Raw genomic sequence first — 20,674 nt, forward strand, 5'->3', positions numbered from 1 at the left:
AGCCGGACCCGGAGCGCCATTGGCACCAGCCGGGCCAGCCGGCCCAGTCGGCCCGGTCAGCGCATCGGCCGCGGTCAGCACCCGATTGTCCGCGCCGAGCGGCGCAGACACGGCATCGAGCGCGGCGCGCTCCGCCGTGCTGAGCAGCCGCCCGGCGCTGAAGCTGGCCGGTCACCGTCGCCCCCACCAGGTCCACCAACTCCAGCACCGCCGCGCTCTCCGGCACCTGCACCAGATACGGCGCCCCGCGCCCACCGGGCGCCTGCACCGTGATCAGATACGCCGTCGCCCGCCCGTCCGGTGTCGCAATCGCCGCGGTCGGGGTCAGATCAATCGTCTGCGCCGCGGCCAGCTCGAGCCGCGCATAGGCGGTTACCCACTCCGGCCCGTCAAAGCCCAGCACCTGGGTCTGCGGGGTGTCCTGGAAGACCAGGCGGACGCTGGCGGTGCCGCCCGCCAGCGCGGGCAGGCGCACCGGGGTGAGCGGCGCGGCCATCGCTTAGGCCGTGACCAGATCAGAATAGGTGTAGGTCCATGGCGCCGTGCGGTCAGATGGCGTCGCCAACTCCCCGGCCAGCGACCCGGCAATGGCCTCGCCTTTGGCCAGATCGATCTTGCCGCCCGCCGCCAGGGCGGCCCGCTCCACGATGATGCGGCAGCGCCGCTTCGACGCCTGCTCGGTGCCGGTGCCGACCAGATAGATGTCGGCCGACAGCGCTTTCCCGGCGGCATAGACCTCGCCGGCCGTCGCGGCCACGGTGTAGCTGGCGATCTTGCTGCCGACCGCAGCGGCGTCGGTGGCCTTGATCAGGCCGTTGACCGCGTCGAGTTCGTACTTGGTGGCCGCGATCAGCACGTCGTCGCCCACCCCGCCATCGGTCTCCAGCGTGAAGCTCGCGGCGGTGATCCACTGGTCGGGCAGCGGCACCCACAGCCCCAACACCGTGGTCACGGCGGTGTCCGTCACCGTCTTGGCGTCGACATCCAACTCGCTGACGGTGGCGCCCAGCGCCAGGGCGATGAAGTTCACCGGCGCGGCATCGAACTCGGCCGCCACCGTGGCCGGCTCGCCGGTCGGGCGGTTCACCACCGCCAGGGCCTGGCCGACGCTGCCGTCCATCCGCGAGGAGACGCGGGCGATCTTCTGCTTGGGCGGCTCGAACTCCAGTTTGGTGAAGTTGACCGCGTCGTAGAAGCTGGTCGGGCGGGTGTCCCCGCTCCACACGCCGTATTTCATGGCGACGTCCAGGAACAGGAAGCGCCGGGTGGTCAGATCGAGTGCCATGTCTAAAGATCCCCAAGAGCGCCGCGTGACAGCACGCGGCAGGTGAAGGTGAGGGGCAAATACACCGCCCCCTCGTTGCTATAGACCGGGGCCGGCGCGGCCTGGCGGCGCAGTCGACCGAGGCCGCTTTCGCGCCCGTTCGGCTGCCAGCCCTGCAACCGCGCGATCACCGCGGCGGCCAACTCACCGGCACTCACCCGCCCGGCGGCCGCCTCGCGCAGATCGCGCGCCGCCACCACCACGGCCCAGCGCTGGTCGGCGTGCACCAGTTGGCCCAGTCCATCGGTGGCGTCCACCGCCGCATCGCCCTGGTAGAGCACGCACAGCGAGGGCAGCCGCTGATCCTTGGCCAGCACCCCGGCCACATCGCGCGCGGCTTCGATCCGCAGCGTCGGCCAGTCGGTGGTCAAGGGCTCGAGGCGCTCCAGGAGCAACGGTTCCAAGGCCAAATAGTTCGCGCGGTCCATCAGCCCATCCCCGCCAGCGTCTCGGCCGTCACCAGCCGGTCAGCGGCCTGATAACGCACCGTCGGCGGGGTGCTGACGGTGGCGGTGCCCAGCGACAAGGTGCCATCGCGCAGCGCGGCCAAGGTGGTGCGCGCCGTCTTGGCCTTGCGCAGGATGCCGGAGTACGTACCATCGGGCGCCGCGGCGCGGGCGCCCAGCAGGTCTTCGAGCGCCAGGGCCACGGCCGCCGCCTGCACCAGCGGCGGCACCGGCGACAGTCCGTCCGGCCAGCGGGCGGCCAGATAGGCGCCGACCTGCTCCCCGCCCGCGGCACAGGCGGTGACCAGTCGCGCCAGCGCCTGAGCGGCAGTGCTGTCGTCCAACGGGCCGCCGGCCACGGCCAGGCGCAAGGTCGCCCCATCGACTGGCGGCGCATCGGTCGGCCCGGCCAGCGCGGCCAGCAGGTCGGTGTCGCTCTCCGCGGCCACCAGGTCGGCAGGGGTGCACCAGTCCATGGTTAGCCCGCCGTGACCTTCAACTTGTACTGCGCGCCGGCGAAGATGATCTTCTCCACCGAGTTGTTGCGGCAGCGGATCATGTCGGAGCGCCGCCCCTCGTCGCGGTAGGTCTCCACCGTCAGCATCGAGGGCGAGTCGCCGGTGAACAGCAGGGTGCGCCCGAACACCGGCTCGGCGATGGCTTGGCCGCCGTCCGAGAGGTTGAGCAGGTGGACGTGATCGTCGGACCAAATGTTGGCCAAGGTCACCGTCTTGTTCTTCTGCGCACTGTTGCGCAGGGCATTGCCCACCACCACCCGCCCGACGCCCAAATGGGCCGCCAGCAGCCCGGCCTGGGCGGTATCGCCGCCGATCTCATCCGGGCTCTTGGTGTACTTGACCGCCTCTTTGACTTCCGCGGTGCGCATGGCGCGCTTGAAGGTGGTGTAGCTCATGGCCACCGCGTTGGGCGTCAGCCCCGAACTCAGGCGCATGGCGGCAATGCCGTCTTCCACATTGGCGCTTGGCGTGGCGGTCGCCGCGGTGCCCCAGGGCACGGTCACCGTGACATCGGCCGCGCGCGCCTCCACCAGGGCGGCGGCGCGCAGCTCGTGGCGGCGCATGATGCGGGCCATCACGGTGCGGGTGGTGATCTCTTCCACCTGGATGACGTTGGCGTAGAGGTTGCGCATCCCGTCATCGACCCGGCCGAGCAAGCCGCGGTCGGCGCAGCGGTAGTCGGCCATCTCGAAGGGCCAGTCGACTTCGTTGTAATCGCCGGTCGGGCCGCGCGCGTCGTCGACTTCGGTGAACAGCGCCTCGAGGGGTACGACGGGATATTGTCCGACGCCCAGCGGGACCTCGAAGATGGGCAACACCACGCCGCCGATATACCCCAGTTGGTCGGCGCCGCTCATGAATTCGTAGGCCACCGCGCCCAGATCGTTGCGCACGATCGCGGTCCCGGCATAGAGGGGAGAGGCAGACATCACAGGCTCCTATATCTAAAGAGTGGCTCAGGCGGTCAGCAGCTTGGCGCTGTATTCGAGCCAGGCCCCATGCAGCAGGAAGTCATCCGTACCCAAGGTGCCGGCGGTCGGGCCGAACAGCAGCGTGAGCGTGGAGGGCGCGGCACTGATGTCGGCCGCGGCCAGGGTGCGCGTCAGTTCGGCCACGGTCTTGGCCGTGGCATCGCCGGTGACCGCCCCGGTGGCACCGCCGAAGTTGGTGTCCGCATCGTGCAGGGCGCCGACCGTCTGTTCATAGGCGGCGACCGTGAGGGTGGTCGCATCCGCCAGCGTGGCGCCGGTCTTGGAGACCAGAAAGTGGCATACCACGGCTTTGGTATCGTCCAGATCCAGCGGCATCGGGATGGAGGTCGCGACTGCGGTCGGGGTGGCGTGGTTGTTCCAGCGGATGGTGATCGCCTTGCTGTTGGTCAGTTGCAGGCCCGGGGTCGCGGAGGCGCCATCGGCGAACACCGCCAGCGGCGTACCGGTAGACCCCAGCACCAAGCTGCCCAGCCGGACCGGAATCATCCGCTTGGCGGTGAGCGCGCTCTGATAGATCTCGGCCAGCGCCGCCTCCACGGTGGCCGCGGCGGTAAAGCCCCCGGCATCCGCCACCGACACGGTAGCCGCCGTGGTGCTGAGCACGCCGAACTCCACCACCTCCACGATGGCCGCGGCACTGCCCGCGGCCTCGATCGCCTGGGCCAGCGCCGACCCCAGGGCGACATCATCGACCGTGCCGTTGGCCGCACCGTAGAGCAACGCCCCGCTGACAAAGGCGCCGGCGGCTTCGATCTCCACCGAGCCGGAGACGGTGCGCAGGCGCACCGCGACCTGGGTCCCGCTTGGAGCCCAGTGGCCGGTGACCCCGATGTGTTGCTCGCCCGCTCCGGCATAGACCACGGTCGGCGGCGTGGTGGCGGAGGCGGCCGCGATCTTGACCCGGCGCGCCACGGCCAGTTCGGTGCCGGCGATGAAGGCCCGGTAACCTGCGTTTTCACTCATCGGGGGCTCCTCACGCGCGCGGCGTCTGGGGTTGGGTGGACTCGATCCAGGCGCGATGCGCCTCGGGATGGGCGCGGGCGACCGCCATCATGGCGGCCCCGCGGCTGACTTTCTCGGCGGTCATGGTCGCGACCACCAAGGAATCAAAATCGCTGCCGGCGGGGTCCGCCGACGCGGCGGGCACGGTGCGGGCGGTCAACAGCGGGGTACAGCCCTGCAGGTACGTGGCGAAGCCGGTCGGATCGCTGCGGGCATAGCCCTGCGCCCAGTCGCGCTTGGCCGGCTCGATCAGCCGGTCGCGCAACGCCTGGGCCACCTGTTGCTCGGCGTCGCGCGTGGCCAGGGTGTCGGTCAGGTCGGTGATGCGTTGCTGCGCCGCGGCCAGGACCTGCGGGGCCGCGGCTTCGGGGGCCACCGCGCACAGGGTGCGCAAGGTGGCCAGGCCGGGCGATACGGCGGCGAGGCGCTCGGTCAGCAGCACCAGCCGATCGGCCGGAAGGCCGCCAGCACGGCGGCGGCATCGGTCAGGTGAAACGGGCCGCGCCCGTCACGGGTGTGACAGGTCCCGGCCGGGATCAGCTCGCACCAGTCGGGCGCGGCGGCCGACAGCGGCCGACCGGCCCCGTGGCAGGTGATGAGCGAGGGTGATGACAGCGCGTTTGGCATGGCGCCTAGAGTGCGCGCGCGCGGTCGGGACGCAGAGCGGGAAACGCTTCCGTGGGTGGGGATTCGGGGGTCGGCGTTCGGCGTTCGGGCGTCGGATCAGGCTACGCCGGCGGGCGGCTTTCGGCAAGGGGTCGGGGTGGGCTGCGGGGGTGGGGCGTATCTCGAAGCGGTTGGACGCCGCCGTCTTCAGGGCCGCGGCGATCCCGGCCATGACCGGGGTGAGGTTGCCGAGCTTGCGCTGGATGCGCTGGAGTTCGGCGCGCAGCTGGTCGTCTTGGACGGTGATAGTGATCATCGGGTGGCGGGATGCAGTAAGGCCCGCGCCTCAGCGAGCGCGGCCTGCTGGTGCGCCCGCAGCGAGTCCTGCTCGGATGGCGTCAGCATCCGCGGAGCGTTCGAGGTATCGCGCTTCAGATTCTGTAAGAAGCTCGAAACCGTATCCAAAGCGCTGTCGCCACCAGTCTTCGAGTTGTCCATGCTTCGCCCTGAGTTTGGATAGTGTGTCAGCGGTTAAGGACAGTGTAGCTGAGTAAGGCTTGCCCGTCAGGGCCGTGGCGGCAAGTACCCGGCCGCCGCCAGCCGTGAGGTGGCCACGCAGATTCGCGAGCGTGCCACCCTGCCCAATGAAATCGTCCAGCAGCACATAGGCGGCGCCCGGGGTCACCGGTCCGTCGAACAGCGCGGGATGTGCCAGCCGATAGAACCCGTTGGCGCCCGTATGGCTGACGCGGTTGGTTTGGATGATATCAGACGCGACCGACCATCCCAGGCGCTGTTCCAAATAGGCGGCCATCGCGAGCGGGATCACATTCACGCTCTGCCCCTCAACCGCGTGGACGGCGACTAGCCGGGGGAGGCCCGCGCTGGTGGCCAGTTCGCGCAGCGGTGCCAGCGTGTCCTCTTGCCAGAGCGATTGCACCAAGCGTAGCGCGGAGGCCAGCTCGCCGGCCTTGGCCGCGGCATAGTCTGGATGTTGCTTGACCGCGGATTCGCTCGCCTGGATGACGACATCCGGGAGGTGCCCCCAAGGGGTACGTGTTGGCATCGCGCTCGCTTCCTGAAGACTTGTCCCCGCCTGCCGCGCCGCCATCGCCAACGGCGCCGGTGCTGCGGCCAGCTTGGCGTCTTTCAGCCGCTCCCGCGCCGCGACCCGCGCGCGCGCCTCGCCCACATTGTAGGCAAACCCCGGATCGATGCCGACCGGCACCTGGTGCAGTTCCCCGGTGCGCTTGTCCAGCCAACCCACGGTCTCGGTGGGTGGTGCGACCTTCTTCAGCGGGTCCCCGGTCGGACTGGTGCCGGCGTCGTATTGGGCTTGCGTCAGGCTGACCACGCGGCACCGACAGCGCCAGCCATTGGGCGGGTAATGGGTCTGCCACCACGGATCATCGACCGGCAAGGTCAGGTTGTGCCAGGCCCCATGCGTGTCGCGCACCCGCGCATCGGCTTTGGTGATTTAGCGCAGATAGGGATGCGTGCGCTTGGCCCCCTGGATGCGTTCTCAGCGCCCGGCGCTGTGCGCCATGCGGGTGTTCATGTCGTAAATCAGCTTGACCCGCGCCGGGTCGAAGCGCGTCTCCAGCACCGCACCGGTGCCCGGATCGGTGACTTCCACCGTTCCCCACCACCCGGCGTCCTGCAGCAGCTTGGTAATGTCGCGGGCGAAGTCGCGCCGCGTCAGGTCGCCGCCGACGCTCTGCGTAATGCCTTCTTGGATGGCGGCCAGCAGATCCAGCCGGGCCAGCCGACTGACGGTGAACTGCTCAACGTGCTCGCCCTGCCAGAGTTCACGCCAGTCGAAGGTCGGGGTCAGGCGGTCGCGGCCGGCTAGATAGTCGGCCGCGCCCTGCGGGAGGAGCGCGAACAGCCGGGCGAAGGCGCTCGGCGTCAGGTCGTCCGGGACCGGACTGCTGGGCGCGGCACCGGGGCCGGTGGTGACCGGCATCAGCCCGCCTCAATCCCCGCCACGCCGGCCAGGCGCGCGGTGTAGGCGAGGTGGGTCAAGCGCTCGGCCAGCGGGTCCGCGTCCATCTGGGCCAGCAGGCCGGGCAGCAGCGCGATGGCCTCGGCCGCGGTGGCGTCCGGCCCCAGCGCGGACAGCGCTACGCGCAAGGGTTCGACGAGCGGGGCCAGATCCCGCTCCCAGTCGGCCAGGGCCAGGTCTACCAGGGCGTCGATGCCATCGGGCGGCGGGGCGGCGTGCGCTTGCGCTTGGAGTGCGCGCTGCACGGCCGGCTCCGGCGCCACGGGCGCCGGTGGGGTCGGTACCGCCGCGCCCAACACCGCCTCGCCCGGCTTGGGGGCCGGGACCGCCCACTTGCTGCGCACCCATTCCAGCGGGGCATCGAGCCCCAGCGGGGTGAGCTTCTCCAGCGCGACCGCCAGCGCATCCAGATCCTCGGGCCACTGCACCGGCAGCTCGTACTGCGGATAGACCGGCTGCGGTCCGAAGTTCAGGTCTACCCAGGGCCGCACCACCTGGTGGTTGATGGTGCGGCACAGGGCGCGCGCGTCGGCCGCCAGGATGTCGAGCCGGACCTCGTTGTGCACCTGGGCCTGACTGAGGCTCGACCCATTGTCGGCAGTCATGGTCTGGCCGACCACGGCCTTGCTCACCTGCTCGTCCAGATAGCGGCAGATGCGTTCCTGAATGTCGGTGCCGTTGCTGCCCTTGGGCGCGATCACGTCCAGGTTCATGCTGTCGGGGAACACCGCCGAGCCGTCGAGCCCGATCGCCTGCACCGCCGCTTGCAAAATGTCGATGCTCTCCTGCGGGGTGCCGGCCGGGTACTTGCCGATGCGAAACACGCCCGACAGCTCGCCGGCGATCATCCAGCGCTTGAGCGCCAGTTGCTTCAGCAGATAAGACCAGGCCGCCGCCCGCGCCAACCCGGCGCGGATCGGCAGCCCGGCCTTGAGCGCCGGCTGATGGATCACGAAGGCGTAGGGCTGCAGGTCCTGCCCGTGCAGGGTGCCGTCTTCCAGCCGCAGGGTAATGCCGTCCAGCGGATCGTAGCGGAACCAGCGCTGGGGCCGCGCGATGACCTCGGCCGGGCGCCATTCACTGCCGCTGGTATCCCACAGCACCTCAGCCACGGCGTAGCCCTTGGCGATGCCGTCCGACACCGCGGTGAGGTCGCTCCACCAGTCGGCCTTGATCATCTCGTCGAGGCCCTGGGCGATGCGGCGCTGCACCCCGCGCGCGCCGGCCGGAGCCACGCGCCCCTCCAGCCCTTCCAGCGCCAGGCGCCGGGTTTGGATCTGCGAGCGGTAGTGCAGGTCCGCTTCCTCCATGCGCTCGGCCAGTTCCAGATACTCGCGGGCATTGCTCGACACGGCGGAGCGCAGCAGCGCGGTCAGGCGCTGCGGGGTCAGGCCGTCGAGCGTCACGGTGGGCAACACCGGGCGGGCCATCCCCGGTGTGGCCTTGGGCTCGCGTAACAGCCGGGCCAGCCCGGCCTGGGCGGCGTTCAGCACACGGATCAACATCAGCGGGGCTCCCACAAGGGTGCGTTATCCGGTCCGCACGGCTGGCCGGGGGCAATCGCCTCTTCCCACCGCGTCGGCAGCCGGTAAACCGGATGGATGCACCAGGCGCGATGATCCTGGATGCGGTAATGGCGGCAGGCCCAGCAGGCCCGGCCGGGATGGTCGGCGACCGTGAAGCTGCGCGGCGCGGGGTCAGTCATGGCCTCGCCTGCCAGCAGGGGATGTTGGGGTTCGTTCCTCACCCCAATCGACGGCCCCGGCGGGCGGCTGGACGTCGGCTGTGAGCAAACACCCCGGCGCGCCCGGCAGCACCCGCCGGCGGCAGGTCGGCGCCTGGCAGGGACAACCATAGGTCTGGAGCGACGGGCAGCGGCCACAGGCCGCGAGGCCAACGGTGGGCGCGGTCATCGCGTCGCCGCCCCCAGCGCGGCCCAGGTCTGCGGCCCCGCGATGCCGTCGACCGCCAGATTAGCCGCGCGCTGCAGGTCGCGCACCGCGGCTTCGGTGGCGCGGCCGAACTGCCCATCGATCACCAGAAAGGCCCCGGCCTGGCAGAGCGAGCGCTGCAGCGCGCTCACTGCCAGCCCGTGATCGAACAGCCGCAGGGTGCCGAAGGTGTGCACCGGCACCGCGGCGGCCGGCGCCACGGCGGGCGCCCCGCGGTGGCCGGCGGCATCCAGCCCCAGCACGGCGCGGTAGTCGATCACCGGGCAGGCTTTGGCGGCCACCTCGCAATGCCCGCGCCAGCGCAGCGGCGGGCGCTGCACTGCCGCGCGGGCGGCGTCCACCGCGTCGACAAAGGCCACCAGGGCGCGCGCCTGGGCGTCGGTGAACCGGGCCAGCGCCAGGCCGTGCAAACACACCGCCAGGGCGGCGGCGTTGTGCCCGGACTGCGCCGCCGGCACTTGATCCCAGGGGCGGCCCAGTTCGATCACCCCATCTTTGCGGATGAAGGCGTGATAGCCGATCTGGGTCCAGCCGCGCTGGCGGTGCCAGCGGTCCATCACGCGCGCGGCGTCGTGCTCGGGCCGATCGCTGGCCGAGCAGTGCACCCACCCGGTGTGGATCACCCGGCTGGTGCCGCTGAGGTGGGCCAGTTGCGCGGGGTTCAGGGGGTCGCCCAGTTGCTGCTTCATTAGAATGCTCCAGGGCCAAACAGCCCATCGGTCGCCGGATTGGGGGTGCGGTGCAGGGCATAAGCCGCCGCGCGGCTGCTGGCCAGACCCCACAGCATGTACAGGCAACACAGCGCCTCGTAGTCGTGGTGCGGCTGCGGCTCGGGCCAGGTCTCCAACTCCGAGACCAGCGCGGCGCAGGCCGGGTGAATGAGGATGGACGGCGCGACCGGATCGGTCAGATAGGGCTCCAGCGACTCGATGCGCACCACCCGGTCTTCGATCGCGGTCACCCCCACCAGCGGCAGCGGGCAGCCCTGATCCAGCCCGTATTGGATGGAGGTGCGACGGCTATCCTCCTGCGCCTGGTTGTTCTCCCACGCGATGTGCTGCGCCCGATGGCGGCGTTGCCCAGCGACCAGGTCGGAGCGCAGCTTGGAGGGGGCACGGCGTTTCACCGAGTCCTCGCGCACATGCAGCGCGCGGCGCGACGGGCTCCAATAGCCCCACAGGATGCCGCTGGGGTGATTGCGCGGACCGCCGATGCTCATGTCGACCGCGCCCAAGGCGATCCAACCCGGTTCGGGCTCGCTGCTCCACCAGGTCCAACTGGAGAAGACCCGTTCATCGGTCAGCCCGTCGCCTTGCATCTCGGTGGCGTAGGCGCGCGGGGCGCGCACCCGCTTGGCGATCAGCTCGTAGAGCGAACGCACACCCGGCCAGGACACCCGCGCGCCTTCGTCCATCGCCTTTTGATGACGCAGGTAAAAGCGGTAACTCGGCAGCTCAGCGACCGGCAATTTACGCCCGGCATCCGCCGCCGCCAGTTCGGCGCGGCGGTCCTCATTGCGCATCAACTCCTCGCAGTCGCCCCACAGATCCTTGCGCACCGGCTCGGCTTCGAGCGCGCGGAAGTGGTGTACCAGATGTCCGGGGGTGACCTTGGCGCGGCTGATCGGGTCATCGCGGTGCAGGATGGTGCCCACCCCCACCACCTTCACGCTGCCGTCCGGCGGCCCCAGGTATTCCACCGCCCGGGTGACCCAGGTCCAACGGTTCTCCCGTTCGGTCGGGCTCTTGGCCTCGGCATCGGTGATCAGATCATCGGGGATCAGCAGCTTGGGGCGCGCCGCCCCGTGGGCCGAGCCGCGCACCGCCTGCTCGGCGCCAAAGGGCTCGATCTTCAGCCCGCTGGCGGTCAGCACCTCGGTGACCCGCCAGATGCGCCCGCGCCCGCACACCTCGGGCCAGTCCAGGCCCAGGCTGGGGTTCTGGAGCAACTCGGTCTTGATGGCGTCGAGCGCCTTGGTCGGCAGCCGCGTTTCGGCCGACAGCAGCAGGATGTAGTCGATGGGCGGCGGCGGTGGGTCGGTCCAGCCGACCTCCGCGCGAATCTCCGGGCGCTGCAACAGCAGGTCCAGGGCGCACCAGATCGGCAGCAGCTTGGTGGCCAAGCTGGTCTTGGCCTCGCCGCGCGGGGCGATCCACCACTCCACACAGCCGGCGTTGCCGCGCAGGAGCTGCGGCACGCGCTGCGCAAAGTGCCGCTGAAACGTACTGCCCGCGCCACGTACGTAATGCGGGAAGTACGTCGTCGCCCACCACCAATAGTCCTGGTCGACCAGCAGCCGGCGGCGCCGCGCCAAGCGGGCGGCCGGGTCAGGGTCCAGCGCCAGGCGGCGGGCGGCGATCTCGCGGCCAAGGCGTTCGCGCTCGGCTTTGAGTTCGCCCAGAAAGGCGCGCGTGCTAAGCCCGCTCATACCGTCACCCACTCCGCCCATTCCTGGCACCCGACACAGCGGATCACGCCCGGCAGGGCGGCCAGCCGGCGCGGGTCGGGCTCAGGGCCTCCGCCAGGTGACTGCCGAAGGCGTCGAGCAATTCGGCGAAGACTTCCAAAGTGTCCGGCCGCTCCGCCGCCAACCACTTGGCGAGCGTGCGGATGGTCTCCATCGCGACGCTCAGGCGGTTGATCGGGGTAGCCACCTTGCCGGCGGCCGACATCATCTTGGTGTAGCTGTCGGACAGCCGGGCGAGGATCTCGGCGCGCTCGATCGGCCCCAACTCTTTGGAGTGCTTGAGGCCGTCGAGCGTCGATTGGAATTGCAGCACGAATTGCTCCAGCACCATGCTGGCGACCGCCAATTGGCCCTCGCGTGACAGGCTGGCGGCGGTGCGGCAGGCGTCCCAGTCATCGCCTTCCTGGCGGCTGACGCGCAGCCAGGTGCGCGCGGTGCCCTCGGCCACCCCGGCCGTGGCGGCGGCGTCGGCCAGCGGCAGGCGTTGGTAGATGTAGGCCGCACGGACCGCGGCGCGGGTCTCCGGAGGGTGCGCCATGGCTCAGGGGATGGGCACGCCACGCTTCACGAACTCGGCGATCAGACTCACCCCGAGCGCGACCACCCCGCCGTACAGACTGCCGCCGCGCGCCACGCTGGCGGTGTGGGCATCGAGCCGGTCGTTGACCCGCAGCACGCTGTCCTTGGTCTCGTCGAGACCGGCCTCGATGCTCCCCAGGCGCCCTTCGATCTGGCCCAGGATGCGCATCAGGTCGCGGCCATCGGGATCGTACTCGCGCCGCCCCATGGTGACGGGCATCAGGCACCCCCACGCGGCTGCCACAGCCCGTTGAGTTCGGGCCGCCGCCAGGTGCCATAGGCAGCCACGGCGAACCCGAGCAGATCCACGCACCCCGACAGCACCGCCTCCACCCGCGCCGGGTCCAGCGGCTGGTCGGGCCACAACAGGCTCCACAGATTGCCCAACAACAGGATCAACAGACCCCAAACGGTCGTACTTTGCAGATAGCCGCGCATGGCGAGCCCTCATGCCGGAGCGGCCCGGCGGGCCGCGATGAGAGCGAGTGTGAGTCAGATAGGACGCGAAGGGGGCGGGGAAACCTTTCCCCGCATCACGGGGCGGGCGCCTGATTTAAGGTGCGCTCTGGCCGGGCGGCTGTCAAGGCCGCACGGCTGACAGGAGGAGACGGTAGGTTGGGGTGAGGGACGAACCCCAACAACCCAGGCCGCCGCGCGTTGGGGTTCCTTCGTCACCCCAACCTACGGACCTTGTTAACCCCCCGCACCGGTACGCCGGTGTCCCTGCAACCCTTGATCGCTGCCTTAACGACCATGACCAATGCACTGACCTTATTGACCGCTGAAGTGGCCGCCAATCGCACCGTGGTGGAGTCCGCGGTGACCTTGCTGAACGGCCTGACCGACGCCCTGCACCAAGCGCTGGAAAGCGACGATGAGGAGGCGATGCAGGGCCTCGTCACCGAACTGCAAGCCCAGACCGCCGCCCTCGCCAACGCCGTGGCGGCCAATACGCCGGCCGACCCGGAACCGGTGGTGGTGCCGGTACCGGAACCGGCGGCGGACCCTGCCGCCTGATCAGGTCCGGGGGCGCCCGGCGCCCCCGCAGTGGCCGTGACCCCCGATCGCAGCAGCCCCGAGTACCCGCGCCTGCCGTCCATCGCGCGCATCACCCCGCAGGACTTGCCGGCGGCCATCGACGCCATCCGCCGCGAACGCGGCGCGACCGTGAGCGCCATGGGCCGGGCGGCGGCGGAACGCGAGCATCTCGCCAAGATCGATCAACTGGAGTTCGAGATCGAACGGCTTCTGACCGCGGCGGCGGCGGCCGTGGCGGCACGGGATTTGTTGTTGCGGGAGTGGTCGGCGTGAGCACGCGACCACCGCGGCGGTCAGCGACTGACCGGCTGTTCCGCGTCGGCCTTGAGGTTCTTCACAAAGTCGACCGCCGCCTTGAAGTGCTGGATCTGCGTGATGACGCGCGGCAGGTCGACCTCCCGAAAGTCCTGCCGGAACTGGTCCGGCGCGGCGTGAAAGCGCTCGGCCAGGTTCTCATTGGGCGCGCGCCCTTCCAACGCCTGCCGCAGGGCCTGGTATCGCTGGGCAGGGCCGCACCGGGGAGTACCGCGCGGTGCGCTCTCCCGCGCGATTCTGCGTGACCTGTCCTGTGATCTCGGCATCCAAATCCCGGCAGGGACTCATTGGTCCCACGCCACGCCCAGCCGCCAAGCGGCTTAACTCAGGAGACCTCGATGTCCGACTCCACCATCAACTTCAGTCAACTGGCCGGTGCGATTGGCGCGCCGTTCACCATGCTCTCGGTCGAAATCGCCGAGATCACCGGAAAGAGCCATCGCAACGTCGTCCGCGACTTACGCAAACTCGAAGAACAGGGCGTCATTGAGCTGCCCAGATTTGAGCACCTTCAAGAAATCAACACGGTAGACGGCCATCCGACCGGCACCCGCACCGTCTACCACCTGCCCAAGCGCGAGACCCTGATCCTGACCAGCGGCTACAGCGCCGTGCAGCGCGCCGCCATCATCGACCGCTGGCTCGCACTGGAGACCCAGGTGGCGGGTCCGGCGCGCCCCGCCAGCCCGGTGACTGGCGCGACCACCAAGACCATCGACCTGGCCCGTTACGCCGAACTGCTGGAGGCCGAGAACGCGCAACTGCGCGAGCGCGCCCGGGCCACGGCCTGCCGGGCGGCGCCGATCCCGAACGAAGGTCAGCCCCTGACCGCGGCGGAGATCGAGGAGATTGTGGCCGCGACCGCGGGCGGGCGCGGCCCGCTCGCCTTCGGGGTCGCCCTCGCACGCGTGCTCGAACGGACCCCGACGTGAACCGAACCCTGCCGCCAAGCGGCTTCACTCAGGAGACATCCATGTCCGACTCCACCGCCATCAGCCTGCCAGCCGATGCCGTCACGCTGATTGACGGTCACGCGGTCACCACCAGCCGCGCCATCGCCAGCGTCTTCGGCCGGAGGCATTCCAACGTGCTGCGCGACATCAGCAACCTTTTGGCCAAGTGCCCGCAGGAATTCGCAGATCAGAATTTTTTTAACTCCTCCTACATCGACACGGAAGGCCGTTCCCAGCCGATGTACCAGATCCGCAAGAACGGCTTCGAACTGCTGATCATGAGCTTCACCGGCAGCACGGCGACGCGCATCAAGGTGGTTTATCTCATGACGGCGTACCTCACCGCCTTTGATGCCTTGGGGCGCCAGTTGCAGCGACATGGCCCGGTGACCGTGCGGCGGCGCCAGGCCCGCCTGTCCCGCTGCGGCTTGCGCCCCGCGGCTTAACAGCACGCTTCACCCGACCATCCACCCTCCCGCGTCCCACTCACGGAGCCTCACCCATGTCCGCCTGTTCGTATCCCACCCCCGCCCCGCTGCACCCGCTGTTGCAGGCCTTGGGCACCGACCCGAGCGCCGCGCACCGCGACCTCACGACGGAGGAATTGCACGCCGCCTTGGCGCAACTGGAGACCTGGAGCGCCCAACTGGAGACGGCGCTGGCGGCCCATTTGCACAAACTGGGCTTTGTGCCGCGGCAGGTGACGGCCACCGGCGAGGTGTCGCTGAACGGCCGGCCGTATTTCGCGGCGGACTTGCTGCCGCTGGCCGGCCAGACGGTGCAGGTGCGCTTGCTGCCGAGCGCCGCCGGCACCCGCCCGCGGCTGGAGGTGGTGGTGGCCGGCCACCGTGAGCCGCTGTGCGCCAGCGCCGTGGTGGAACAGGTGTTCAGCGAGGTGGCGGCATGAGCGCCAAGACACGGTCGGACGCGGCACGCGCGGTGCCGTGGGCACATCTGCGCGGGACGGTGGCCCACGCCAGCGATCCGGATCTGCATCCGCATCCCGACAGTTTGACGCTGGCCCATCACACGCTGATGTACCTGCGCGATTTTGCGCCGTTGCCGGTGGCGCAGCACTTACCGGATATCACCTTGCTGGCCGATGCGCTGGAAGAGGCGTTCTGGCAGGCGAACAAGCTGGTGGAGCAGGGCCACACCGTGACGCTGACCGGGTGGACGGTGGTGGAGCCCGCGCGGCGGCCGAACCCGTACAAACCCCAGCACATGGGGGCCGAAGAACGGGCCGAGCGGGCCGAGCGGGCTGAGCAGTGCGCCGCACGGGAGGCGGAGCCAGCCGCGCCGACCGTCCCGGCGTCGAGCGCGCGCGGTCTGCGGCAAGAGATCGCGAGCGCGCACGCGGCGCTGCTGGGTCTGCTGCTGGCCGCGCAGCGCATTGCCGGCCTGGCCGAGTGGCGGGTGCGCGCGCTGGGCGAGGAACTGACGGCGGTGGTGGACGGTGCCGCGCGGGTGCAAGCGGTGCTGGAGGATCGGCCATGAGCACCGCCGCGCGGCCGGCCGAGGCCACCACGCTGGAGTTCGTCCGCCGCGGGGCACGGCTGCGAGCGGATCGTTGAGGCAGAAGTGCGGCGGCAGGCGGCGCAAGCGGGGCGCGCAACAGGAGGGGCGAGCGATGACTGAGCCGTCGTGGGTCATGTCTCATCCGGCGCCGCTGGGTCAAACGGATCAGTCAGGTCCGGCGGCTCGTCCCACAGCCAGGGCTCGGGACGAACAACCAGCAGCGACAGTGCCACCACCAGGTGCGCCCGCGCGGCCCGTACCTCTCGCGGGGAGCCCGCATCGCGCTGAAGGCGCGGGTCATCAAAGTGCAGCGCGGCTAGCTTACCGAGTTGAGCAAGCCAGAGCGCACCGTAACGCACAAGCGGAGCGATGGCTGGCGGAGCGGCGCGCGGGCGTTTACTGCGGCTCGGCTTCCTTGCCAGGTATTGAGCGGCGTCTGCGGCGTGCGCTGTCAGCCAATCCATCTAGCCGGCAAAGCCTAGCGTTCGCAGCCTGGCATGTAGCAACCGCAGTTCTGGTTCTGACCAGGTGGCCAGTAGCGCTGCGACAAGGTCGTCGTGCTGGGGCCTTTCGGCAAAACTGGCAGCGGAGCCGGGTGCAGTCATGGGTGAACTCCTGGGCGTTACGGATGATGGGGGCGCGATGAACGATTTAAGTGTAAACGGCGCCCTGGTGCCCGTGCCCGACTTGGTGCCCGACCTGATGCCCGCCACGGCGCCCTTGCCGTGGGACTTGCGCATGGTCGGCGAGCGGTTGGCGTTGATGGCGGAGACAGTGGATTGGGATCTGCCGGCGGCGCACGGCCAGCCGCTACAGGGGGAGCCGTTGCGCGACTGGTGCGTGCAGCGGCAAGACCGCGTGGCCCAGCATCTGACCGAACTGGGCCTGGGGCTGTGGCTGGCCAAGCGCGAGATGGGGCAAGGGGGCTTTCTGGGCTGGTTGGCGGAGGCGGGCATTCCGCAGCGCACGGCCAATGACGCGATTCAGTTGGCGCGGCTGCTGATCGGCGCGGTGGCGGCGGCGGTGCCGCTGCTGACCCAACTGCCGCGCCGCAAGCTGCAGGCGCTGGCGGTCGGCGGCCAACAATTGATCGAAGCGCTGACCCAAGACGGCACTCTGGCCGAGGTGTCGGAGATGACCCGCGAGGAGATTCGCAGTCTGGTGGCCGAGCGCCTGGAGACGGCGCGGCTGCGCGAGCGCGTCGATGCCCTGACCGAGACGCTCCACGATGCGCAGGAGACCACGCGCCGCCTGGCCGCGCTGCCGACCGCCAGCCGGCGCTTGTCGGCCCTGCGCCTGGCGATGCTGGAGGAGATCGAGCGGCTGCGTTCGACCGCGCTGGCGATGCAGCGCATTACCACGGAACTGATCCACCACCCCGCGGACCTGGACGATCTGGGGTACGACGAGGCCTGTCACGCGACGGTCTACGGCCTGCAAGGGCTGCAAGCCTTGGTGGACCGCGGCATCAACGATGCCTATGCGCTGCAACAGCACTACACGCCCGGCGAGCGGGTACCGGCCCCGCTGATGTCCGCGGACGAGGAGCGGCGGGTGCGCGATTGGGCCGCGCAGTTTCTGGCCGATGCCGATCTGCGCCATGCCGCGCGGGTGGCAGCGGCTAGCGTGGAGGCCGGTCCGCCGCCGCGCGCCAACCGGAGGGGCCGGCGATGAGCCGCACCTACCTGCCCGCGACCCTGCTGGTGCCGGCGACCCATGCGGTGCACTGCGACGGCTGCGAGGACACCGCCCTGGTGGTCTGCGCCAGCGATCTGCCGCACGACTGGGGCGCCTTTATCGAGTACGGCTCGGTGCGGCATTACTGCGCCCGGTGCAATGAGGATCTGGAGGCGGCCGTGCGGCTGCCCGCCGCCTTCCGGAGGTAACTGATGAACGTGGTGCCGCTGCGTCCGACCATGCAGGAACTCATCCCCGCCGCCGCGCCCGCGACTGACCGCCTGGTGTCGCCCAAGGCCGGGGCGAAGCGACGGCTGTGTGAGCATGTGCTGGGGCTGGCCGGCCAGGCCGGCACGGTGGCGGCAGCGACCGGGATCGCGTTGTTCGAGGCGGCCTGGGCGGCGGGCACGCTGCCGGCGGATGTGCGAGCGGCGGCGGCGGTGGTGCGGCCCCAGGCGCGCGACTGCCCGGATCGGGCGACGCTGTACCGCTGGCTGGAGCAATACCGGCGCGCCCAGAAAGCGGGGTCGCTGACGGCGCTGGACCCGCAGTATCAGGGCCGGGCGCGGGCGCTGACCGGCTGGGAAGCGCGCGCGCTGCATCTGTATCAGCAGCCGAGCAAACCAGCGGCGGCGGAGGTGGCCCGGCAACTGCGCGAGGAGGGCCAGGCGGCGACCGAGACGGCGGTGCGCCGCTATCTGGCGAGCCTGCCGAGCCACGTGCTGACCCAGGGGCGCTTGGGGCCGCGCCTGCGCCAGGCGCTGCATGGCGACTATGTGCAACGCACCACTGAGGGGTTGCCGGCGGGTCACTGCTACGTGGGGGACGGGCACACCATTGATGTCTATCTGCGGCATCCGACCGGGCACCACCCTTACCGGCCGGAACTGACGGTGTGGCTGGATTGGCGCTCGCGCTGTGTGGCCGGCTGGTGGCTGTCGGACGCGGAGTCGGGGCTGACGACGCTGTTCAGCCTGAGCCATACCATCCGGCGGCATAACCATGTGCCGGCCTTTCTGCATATCGATAACGGCAGCGGCTTCAAGGCGCAGATCCAGACCGACGAGGCGACCGGGTTTTTCGCGCGGCTGGGCATTACGCCGATGTTCGCGCTGCCCTACAACGCGCGCTCGAAGATCGTCGAGCGGTTTTTTCGCACGCTGGAAGACAGCTTCGGCAAGCGCTGGCCGAGCTATTGCGGGCGCGATCGGGATGACGAGGCGCGGGCGGACCTGCTCAAGCGCTTCAAGCGCGACCCGAGCGCGCTGCCCACGGTTGATCAATATAAGGAGGGGCTGGCGGCCTGGATCGCCGGCTATGAGGCCGAGGCGCACCCGGAAGAACGGGCGATGAGCAAGACCCAGGTGTGGGCGCAGTCGTTTGTGGCCAGCCCGCCCGGTCCGGGCGAGGGGCTGTGGTGGCCGCGCGTGGAGCGGGTGGTGAACCGCCGCCGCGTGATGCTCGATGGGCGGACCTACAAGCATCCGGCGCTCGATGCCTACACCAAGACGGACCTGCGCGATGGGCGGGTGTGGGTGGAGTACGACGTGCACGATGACCGCTCGGTGCGGGTGCTGCAAAAGGATGGCCGGTGGATTTGCGATGCATCGCTGGTGGTGCGCCGCCCGGCGCTGTCGCCCAGCCGGGTGGAGGACGGGGCGGTGAAGCGCGAGGCGGCGGCGCTCAAGCGCTTGGAAGCCCATGCGCAGGAGATTCGGGATCGGGCGGCGTTGACGGTCGATGCCGCGCAAACGCTGGACGCGATCGAGGCGCAGACCGGGGAGGTTTCGCTGCTGGCGCTGGAACTGGCCCGCGGGGAGATCGGCGCGCTGGCACCGCAGCCAGAGGCGTTGGAGTTGGATATTTGGGGAGCGGACTGAGGGCGGACCTGGCCGCCGCAAACGGCCAGGCCCTTCAAGAACGCCGGCTTCGGCCGGCATCAACACGCAACTGGAGTATAGCAAGGTGAGTGCAACTGTGACTGATCTACGGCCCGCTGACATGCCACTGACGGCCGGCTGGCCGTCCCATTACACGGCGGAGGATCGGGCCGCCGCGGAGCGCGTGAGAGCCTGGCTGGAGGTGCCGGGCCATAACATCACCGGGCTGGCCAAGCTGGCCGGCCTGGTGCGCGGCACGCTGAGTATGTGCCTGGGCGGGACTTATTCGAGCAGCCCGACCGAGCAACTGAGCGCGGCGGTAGCGGCGATCGAGAGCGCGGCCGATCGCGACGCCGAGGCCGTCGCGGTGCCCTATGTGGAGGGCAGTGTGCATCGGATGTTGGCCTTGGCGATTCGCCGGGCGCGCACTTATCGCAGCGTGGTGGTGTTCGCCGGGGAGGTGGGCACGGGCAAGACGCGGGCGGCGCGGGAGCTGGCGACCGCGACGCAGCAGCTGACCTTGATTGAGGCGTCCGGGGAGATGTCGACCAGCGATCTGCTGGCCGAGATCGCCCATGGGTTGGACTTGCCGCTGCCCAGCGGGGCCTCGGCGGGCACGCGGTTGACGGCGATCACGCGGCGGCTGAAGGGCTCGGTGCATGTGCTGATGATCGACGAGGCCGACACCTTGGCGGCGCCCCATCGGCGCGACCGGGGCGTGCGGTCGCTGGAAGCGCTGCGCCGGATCCGCGATCTGGCCGAAGTGGGGCTGGTGCTGATCGGCACGCCGCAGATCGACGAGGTGATCGGCCGCGGGGTGTTCGATCAACTGCGCAGCCGCACCAACCTGCGCCCGGAGACGGTGCGCGGGGTGCCGCGCGAGGATGTGGAGGCGGTCGCCCGCGCGGCCCTGGTCGACCAGGGCGAGGCGCTGACGCCCGAGGTGCTGGCCGCGCTGTGGCGGGCGGCCGGGGGCAAGCAGCATAAAGAGACCGGGGCACAGACCCGCGGGGCCTCGATGCGGGTGTTGGTGGAGGGGTTGCTGCCGGGCTTGCGCGACTTTGGGTTGGCACGGGGTAAGGATTTGTCACCGGCCTTGGTCAGGGCGGTGGCGAAGCAGGCGTTGGGTTTGAGTGTGGAGGATTGATCATGGCCTATTACACCCTGTCCCGTTACGCGGACGCGACAGTCGACTGCCGACCCTGCGGATCAGACTCGGTCAGGATTATCGACGGCCTGTTCGGTGATGTGCAGATCCAGATAAGAGGACATCCGGCACAATAAATGCTCAAGGCCGGAAATTTTTCATAGACTATAAGGTATCAGGGGGAGGTCATTCCTGCAGCGGAGGGCGTGATGATGTACCGTGAAATTCCAGATGAATTTTGGAACGCCGTGGAAC

The 20,674-nt window shown here is 69.8% G+C and carries 29 protein-coding genes; 10 read left to right on the top strand and 19 right to left on the bottom strand.

Annotated features, from left to right (window positions below):
* From QZY03_RS25810 to QZY03_RS25890, 17 genes are all read right to left on the bottom strand, one after another.
* A partial coding sequence (locus QZY03_RS25810) for a hypothetical protein (RefSeq protein ID WP_295586012.1) occupies positions 1–496 on the bottom strand: 496 nt, incomplete at its 3' end.
* A gap of 3 nt (positions 497–499) precedes the next feature.
* The gene (locus QZY03_RS25815; RefSeq protein WP_295586014.1) at positions 500–1,285 is read right to left on the bottom strand and encodes a hypothetical protein; all 786 of its coding nucleotides are present in this window, start codon (positions 1,283–1,285) and stop codon (positions 500–502) included.
* A 2-nt stretch (positions 1,286–1,287) separates the two neighbouring features.
* A complete protein-coding gene (locus tag QZY03_RS25820; RefSeq protein WP_295586017.1) occupies positions 1,288–1,752 on the bottom strand; it encodes a hypothetical protein in 465 nt (154 codons plus the stop codon).
* On the bottom strand, positions 1,752–2,246 hold the full coding sequence (locus QZY03_RS25825; RefSeq protein WP_295586020.1) for a phage protein Gp36 family protein: 495 nt from the start codon (positions 2,244–2,246) through the stop codon (positions 1,752–1,754). Before QZY03_RS25825 ends, QZY03_RS25820 begins: the two co-directional genes overlap by 1 nt.
* A 2-nt stretch (positions 2,247–2,248) precedes the next feature.
* The gene (locus QZY03_RS25830; protein WP_295586022.1) at positions 2,249–3,217 is read right to left on the bottom strand and encodes a hypothetical protein; all 969 of its coding nucleotides are present in this window, start codon (positions 3,215–3,217) and stop codon (positions 2,249–2,251) included.
* Positions 3,218–3,244: 27 nt separating this feature from the next.
* Positions 3,245–4,243: a hypothetical protein gene (locus QZY03_RS25835; RefSeq protein WP_295586025.1), complete on the bottom strand. Its 999-nt coding sequence runs from the start codon at positions 4,241–4,243 to the stop codon at positions 3,245–3,247.
* 10 nt (positions 4,244–4,253) lie between these two features.
* On the bottom strand, positions 4,254–4,724 hold the full coding sequence (locus QZY03_RS25840) for a phage protease (protein ID WP_295586028.1): 471 nt from the start codon (positions 4,722–4,724) through the stop codon (positions 4,254–4,256).
* Complete coding sequence (locus QZY03_RS25845) at positions 4,715–4,909, bottom strand: hypothetical protein (protein WP_295586030.1); 195 nt, start codon at positions 4,907–4,909, stop codon at positions 4,715–4,717. Before QZY03_RS25845 ends, QZY03_RS25840 begins: the two co-directional genes overlap by 10 nt.
* Positions 4,910–5,234: 325 nt before the next feature.
* Positions 5,235–6,344, bottom strand: a complete 1,110-nt coding sequence (locus QZY03_RS25850; protein ID WP_295586033.1) for a phage minor head protein — start codon at positions 6,342–6,344, stop codon at positions 5,235–5,237.
* A 66-nt stretch (positions 6,345–6,410) separates the two neighbouring features.
* The gene (locus QZY03_RS25855) at positions 6,411–6,854 is read right to left on the bottom strand and encodes a hypothetical protein (protein ID WP_295586036.1); all 444 of its coding nucleotides are present in this window, start codon (positions 6,852–6,854) and stop codon (positions 6,411–6,413) included.
* Positions 6,854–8,398 carry a DUF935 family protein gene (locus QZY03_RS25860; protein ID WP_295586038.1) on the bottom strand — a complete coding sequence of 515 codons (1,545 nt, stop codon included), beginning with the start codon at positions 8,396–8,398 and terminating at the stop codon, positions 6,854–6,856. The genes QZY03_RS25855 and QZY03_RS25860 overlap by 1 nt, the downstream gene beginning before the upstream one ends.
* On the bottom strand, positions 8,398–8,598 hold the full coding sequence (locus QZY03_RS25865; RefSeq protein ID WP_295586041.1) for a hypothetical protein: 201 nt from the start codon (positions 8,596–8,598) through the stop codon (positions 8,398–8,400). The genes QZY03_RS25860 and QZY03_RS25865 overlap by 1 nt, the downstream gene beginning before the upstream one ends.
* 204 nt (positions 8,599–8,802) lie before the next feature.
* On the bottom strand, positions 8,803–9,534 hold the full coding sequence (locus QZY03_RS25870; protein WP_295586044.1) for a peptidoglycan-binding domain-containing protein: 732 nt from the start codon (positions 9,532–9,534) through the stop codon (positions 8,803–8,805).
* Positions 9,534–11,273 (bottom strand): hypothetical protein, encoded by a 1,740-nt coding sequence (locus QZY03_RS25875; protein WP_295586047.1) that lies wholly within the window; start codon positions 11,271–11,273, stop codon positions 9,534–9,536. Before QZY03_RS25875 ends, QZY03_RS25870 begins: the two co-directional genes overlap by 1 nt.
* A gap of 43 nt (positions 11,274–11,316) precedes the next feature.
* The gene (locus tag QZY03_RS25880) at positions 11,317–11,850 is read right to left on the bottom strand and encodes a DUF1804 family protein (RefSeq protein ID WP_295586051.1); all 534 of its coding nucleotides are present in this window, start codon (positions 11,848–11,850) and stop codon (positions 11,317–11,319) included.
* 3 nt (positions 11,851–11,853) lie between these two features.
* Entirely contained in the window at positions 11,854–12,111 is a 258-nt protein-coding gene (locus QZY03_RS25885; protein ID WP_295586054.1) for a hypothetical protein, read from the bottom strand.
* Positions 12,111–12,329, bottom strand: a complete 219-nt coding sequence (locus QZY03_RS25890) for a hypothetical protein (protein ID WP_295586056.1) — start codon at positions 12,327–12,329, stop codon at positions 12,111–12,113. The genes QZY03_RS25885 and QZY03_RS25890 overlap by 1 nt, the downstream gene beginning before the upstream one ends.
* A 279-nt stretch (positions 12,330–12,608) precedes the next feature.
* On the opposite strand from QZY03_RS25890, the gene QZY03_RS25895 reads away from it, so the two are divergent.
* Positions 12,609–12,908, top strand: coding sequence for a hypothetical protein (locus tag QZY03_RS25895; RefSeq protein WP_295586059.1), 300 nt, complete (start codon positions 12,609–12,611; stop codon positions 12,906–12,908).
* A gap of 36 nt (positions 12,909–12,944) precedes the next feature.
* Positions 12,945–13,202 (top strand): hypothetical protein, encoded by a 258-nt coding sequence (locus QZY03_RS25900; RefSeq protein WP_295586061.1) that lies wholly within the window; start codon positions 12,945–12,947, stop codon positions 13,200–13,202.
* Between the two features lie 20 nt (positions 13,203–13,222).
* Here the strand turns inward: QZY03_RS25900 and QZY03_RS25905 are convergent, their stop codons facing one another.
* Positions 13,223–13,405: a hypothetical protein gene (locus tag QZY03_RS25905; RefSeq protein ID WP_295586064.1), complete on the bottom strand. Its 183-nt coding sequence runs from the start codon at positions 13,403–13,405 to the stop codon at positions 13,223–13,225.
* 177 nt (positions 13,406–13,582) lie between these two features.
* On the opposite strand from QZY03_RS25905, the gene QZY03_RS25910 reads away from it, so the two are divergent.
* The 4 genes from QZY03_RS25910 to QZY03_RS25925 are packed head-to-tail and all read left to right on the top strand — an operon-like array spanning position 13,583 to position 15,694.
* Positions 13,583–14,176, top strand: a complete 594-nt coding sequence (locus tag QZY03_RS25910) for a Rha family transcriptional regulator (RefSeq protein WP_295586067.1) — start codon at positions 13,583–13,585, stop codon at positions 14,174–14,176.
* A gap of 41 nt (positions 14,177–14,217) precedes the next feature.
* Positions 14,218–14,643: a Rha family transcriptional regulator gene (locus tag QZY03_RS25915; protein ID WP_295586070.1), complete on the top strand. Its 426-nt coding sequence runs from the start codon at positions 14,218–14,220 to the stop codon at positions 14,641–14,643.
* A 56-nt stretch (positions 14,644–14,699) separates the two neighbouring features.
* Positions 14,700–15,104: a Mu transposase C-terminal domain-containing protein gene (locus tag QZY03_RS25920; protein WP_295586073.1), complete on the top strand. Its 405-nt coding sequence runs from the start codon at positions 14,700–14,702 to the stop codon at positions 15,102–15,104.
* Complete coding sequence (locus tag QZY03_RS25925; RefSeq protein WP_295586075.1) at positions 15,101–15,694, top strand: hypothetical protein; 594 nt, start codon at positions 15,101–15,103, stop codon at positions 15,692–15,694. Before QZY03_RS25920 ends, QZY03_RS25925 begins: the two co-directional genes overlap by 4 nt.
* Positions 15,695–15,846: 152 nt before the next feature.
* Here QZY03_RS25925 and QZY03_RS25930 read toward each other — a convergent pair whose 3' ends face one another.
* Positions 15,847–16,179 (bottom strand): hypothetical protein, encoded by a 333-nt coding sequence (locus QZY03_RS25930; RefSeq protein WP_295586078.1) that lies wholly within the window; start codon positions 16,177–16,179, stop codon positions 15,847–15,849.
* Between the two features lie 139 nt (positions 16,180–16,318).
* Between QZY03_RS25930 and QZY03_RS25935 the strand changes: the two genes are divergently transcribed.
* The 4 genes from QZY03_RS25935 to QZY03_RS25950 all read left to right on the top strand — a co-directional run bounded on the left by QZY03_RS25935 (position 16,319) and on the right by QZY03_RS25950 (position 20,419).
* Positions 16,319–17,389, top strand: a complete 1,071-nt coding sequence (locus QZY03_RS25935) for a hypothetical protein (RefSeq protein WP_295586080.1) — start codon at positions 16,319–16,321, stop codon at positions 17,387–17,389.
* On the top strand, positions 17,386–17,601 hold the full coding sequence (locus tag QZY03_RS25940) for a hypothetical protein (RefSeq protein ID WP_295586083.1): 216 nt from the start codon (positions 17,386–17,388) through the stop codon (positions 17,599–17,601). The genes QZY03_RS25935 and QZY03_RS25940 overlap by 4 nt, the downstream gene beginning before the upstream one ends.
* A gap of 3 nt (positions 17,602–17,604) precedes the next feature.
* Positions 17,605–19,272, top strand: a complete 1,668-nt coding sequence (locus QZY03_RS25945) for a Mu transposase C-terminal domain-containing protein (RefSeq protein WP_295586085.1) — start codon at positions 17,605–17,607, stop codon at positions 19,270–19,272.
* Positions 19,273–19,393: 121 nt separating this feature from the next.
* Complete coding sequence (locus QZY03_RS25950; protein ID WP_295586088.1) at positions 19,394–20,419, top strand: ATP-binding protein; 1,026 nt, start codon at positions 19,394–19,396, stop codon at positions 20,417–20,419.
* Positions 20,420–20,674 lie beyond the last annotated feature (255 nt).

The sequence above is a fragment of the uncultured Lamprocystis sp. genome (assembly GCF_903933125.1).
GTDB lineage: Bacteria > Pseudomonadota > Gammaproteobacteria > Chromatiales > Chromatiaceae > Thiodictyon.

What these genes read in the sequence shown, in the direction of transcription:
- QZY03_RS25815 (WP_295586014.1), bottom strand. Translation starts at nt 1,285, where the DNA reads ATGGCACTCGATCTGACCACCCGGCGCTTCCTGTTCCTGGACGTCGCC.
- QZY03_RS25820 (WP_295586017.1), bottom strand. Translation starts at nt 1,752, where the DNA reads ATGGACCGCGCGAACTATTTGGCCTTGGAACCGTTGCTCCTGGAGCGC.
- QZY03_RS25825 (WP_295586020.1), bottom strand. Translation starts at nt 2,246, where the DNA reads ATGGACTGGTGCACCCCTGCCGACCTGGTGGCCGCGGAGAGCGACACC.
- QZY03_RS25830 (WP_295586022.1), bottom strand. Translation starts at nt 3,217, where the DNA reads ATGTCTGCCTCTCCCCTCTATGCCGGGACCGCGATCGTGCGCAACGAT.
- QZY03_RS25835 (WP_295586025.1), bottom strand. Translation starts at nt 4,243, where the DNA reads ATGAGTGAAAACGCAGGTTACCGGGCCTTCATCGCCGGCACCGAACTG.
- QZY03_RS25845 (WP_295586030.1), bottom strand. Translation starts at nt 4,909, where the DNA reads ATGCCAAACGCGCTGTCATCACCCTCGCTCATCACCTGCCACGGGGCC.
- QZY03_RS25855 (WP_295586036.1), bottom strand. Translation starts at nt 6,854, where the DNA reads ATGCCGGTCACCACCGGCCCCGGTGCCGCGCCCAGCAGTCCGGTCCCG.
- QZY03_RS25860 (WP_295586038.1), bottom strand. Translation starts at nt 8,398, where the DNA reads ATGTTGATCCGTGTGCTGAACGCCGCCCAGGCCGGGCTGGCCCGGCTG.
- QZY03_RS25865 (WP_295586041.1), bottom strand. Translation starts at nt 8,598, where the DNA reads ATGACTGACCCCGCGCCGCGCAGCTTCACGGTCGCCGACCATCCCGGC.
- QZY03_RS25870 (WP_295586044.1), bottom strand. Translation starts at nt 9,534, where the DNA reads ATGAAGCAGCAACTGGGCGACCCCCTGAACCCCGCGCAACTGGCCCAC.
- QZY03_RS25875 (WP_295586047.1), bottom strand. Translation starts at nt 11,273, where the DNA reads ATGAGCGGGCTTAGCACGCGCGCCTTTCTGGGCGAACTCAAAGCCGAG.
- QZY03_RS25880 (WP_295586051.1), bottom strand. Translation starts at nt 11,850, where the DNA reads ATGGCGCACCCTCCGGAGACCCGCGCCGCGGTCCGTGCGGCCTACATC.
- QZY03_RS25885 (WP_295586054.1), bottom strand. Translation starts at nt 12,111, where the DNA reads ATGCCCGTCACCATGGGGCGGCGCGAGTACGATCCCGATGGCCGCGAC.
- QZY03_RS25890 (WP_295586056.1), bottom strand. Translation starts at nt 12,329, where the DNA reads ATGCGCGGCTATCTGCAAAGTACGACCGTTTGGGGTCTGTTGATCCTG.
- QZY03_RS25910 (WP_295586067.1), top strand. Translation starts at nt 13,583, where the DNA reads ATGTCCGACTCCACCATCAACTTCAGTCAACTGGCCGGTGCGATTGGC.
- QZY03_RS25915 (WP_295586070.1), top strand. Translation starts at nt 14,218, where the DNA reads ATGTCCGACTCCACCGCCATCAGCCTGCCAGCCGATGCCGTCACGCTG.
- QZY03_RS25920 (WP_295586073.1), top strand. Translation starts at nt 14,700, where the DNA reads ATGTCCGCCTGTTCGTATCCCACCCCCGCCCCGCTGCACCCGCTGTTG.
- QZY03_RS25925 (WP_295586075.1), top strand. Translation starts at nt 15,101, where the DNA reads ATGAGCGCCAAGACACGGTCGGACGCGGCACGCGCGGTGCCGTGGGCA.
- QZY03_RS25930 (WP_295586078.1), bottom strand. Translation starts at nt 16,179, where the DNA reads ATGGATTGGCTGACAGCGCACGCCGCAGACGCCGCTCAATACCTGGCA.
- QZY03_RS25935 (WP_295586080.1), top strand. Translation starts at nt 16,319, where the DNA reads ATGGGTGAACTCCTGGGCGTTACGGATGATGGGGGCGCGATGAACGAT.
- QZY03_RS25940 (WP_295586083.1), top strand. Translation starts at nt 17,386, where the DNA reads ATGAGCCGCACCTACCTGCCCGCGACCCTGCTGGTGCCGGCGACCCAT.
- QZY03_RS25945 (WP_295586085.1), top strand. Translation starts at nt 17,605, where the DNA reads ATGAACGTGGTGCCGCTGCGTCCGACCATGCAGGAACTCATCCCCGCC.
- QZY03_RS25950 (WP_295586088.1), top strand. Translation starts at nt 19,394, where the DNA reads ATGCCACTGACGGCCGGCTGGCCGTCCCATTACACGGCGGAGGATCGG.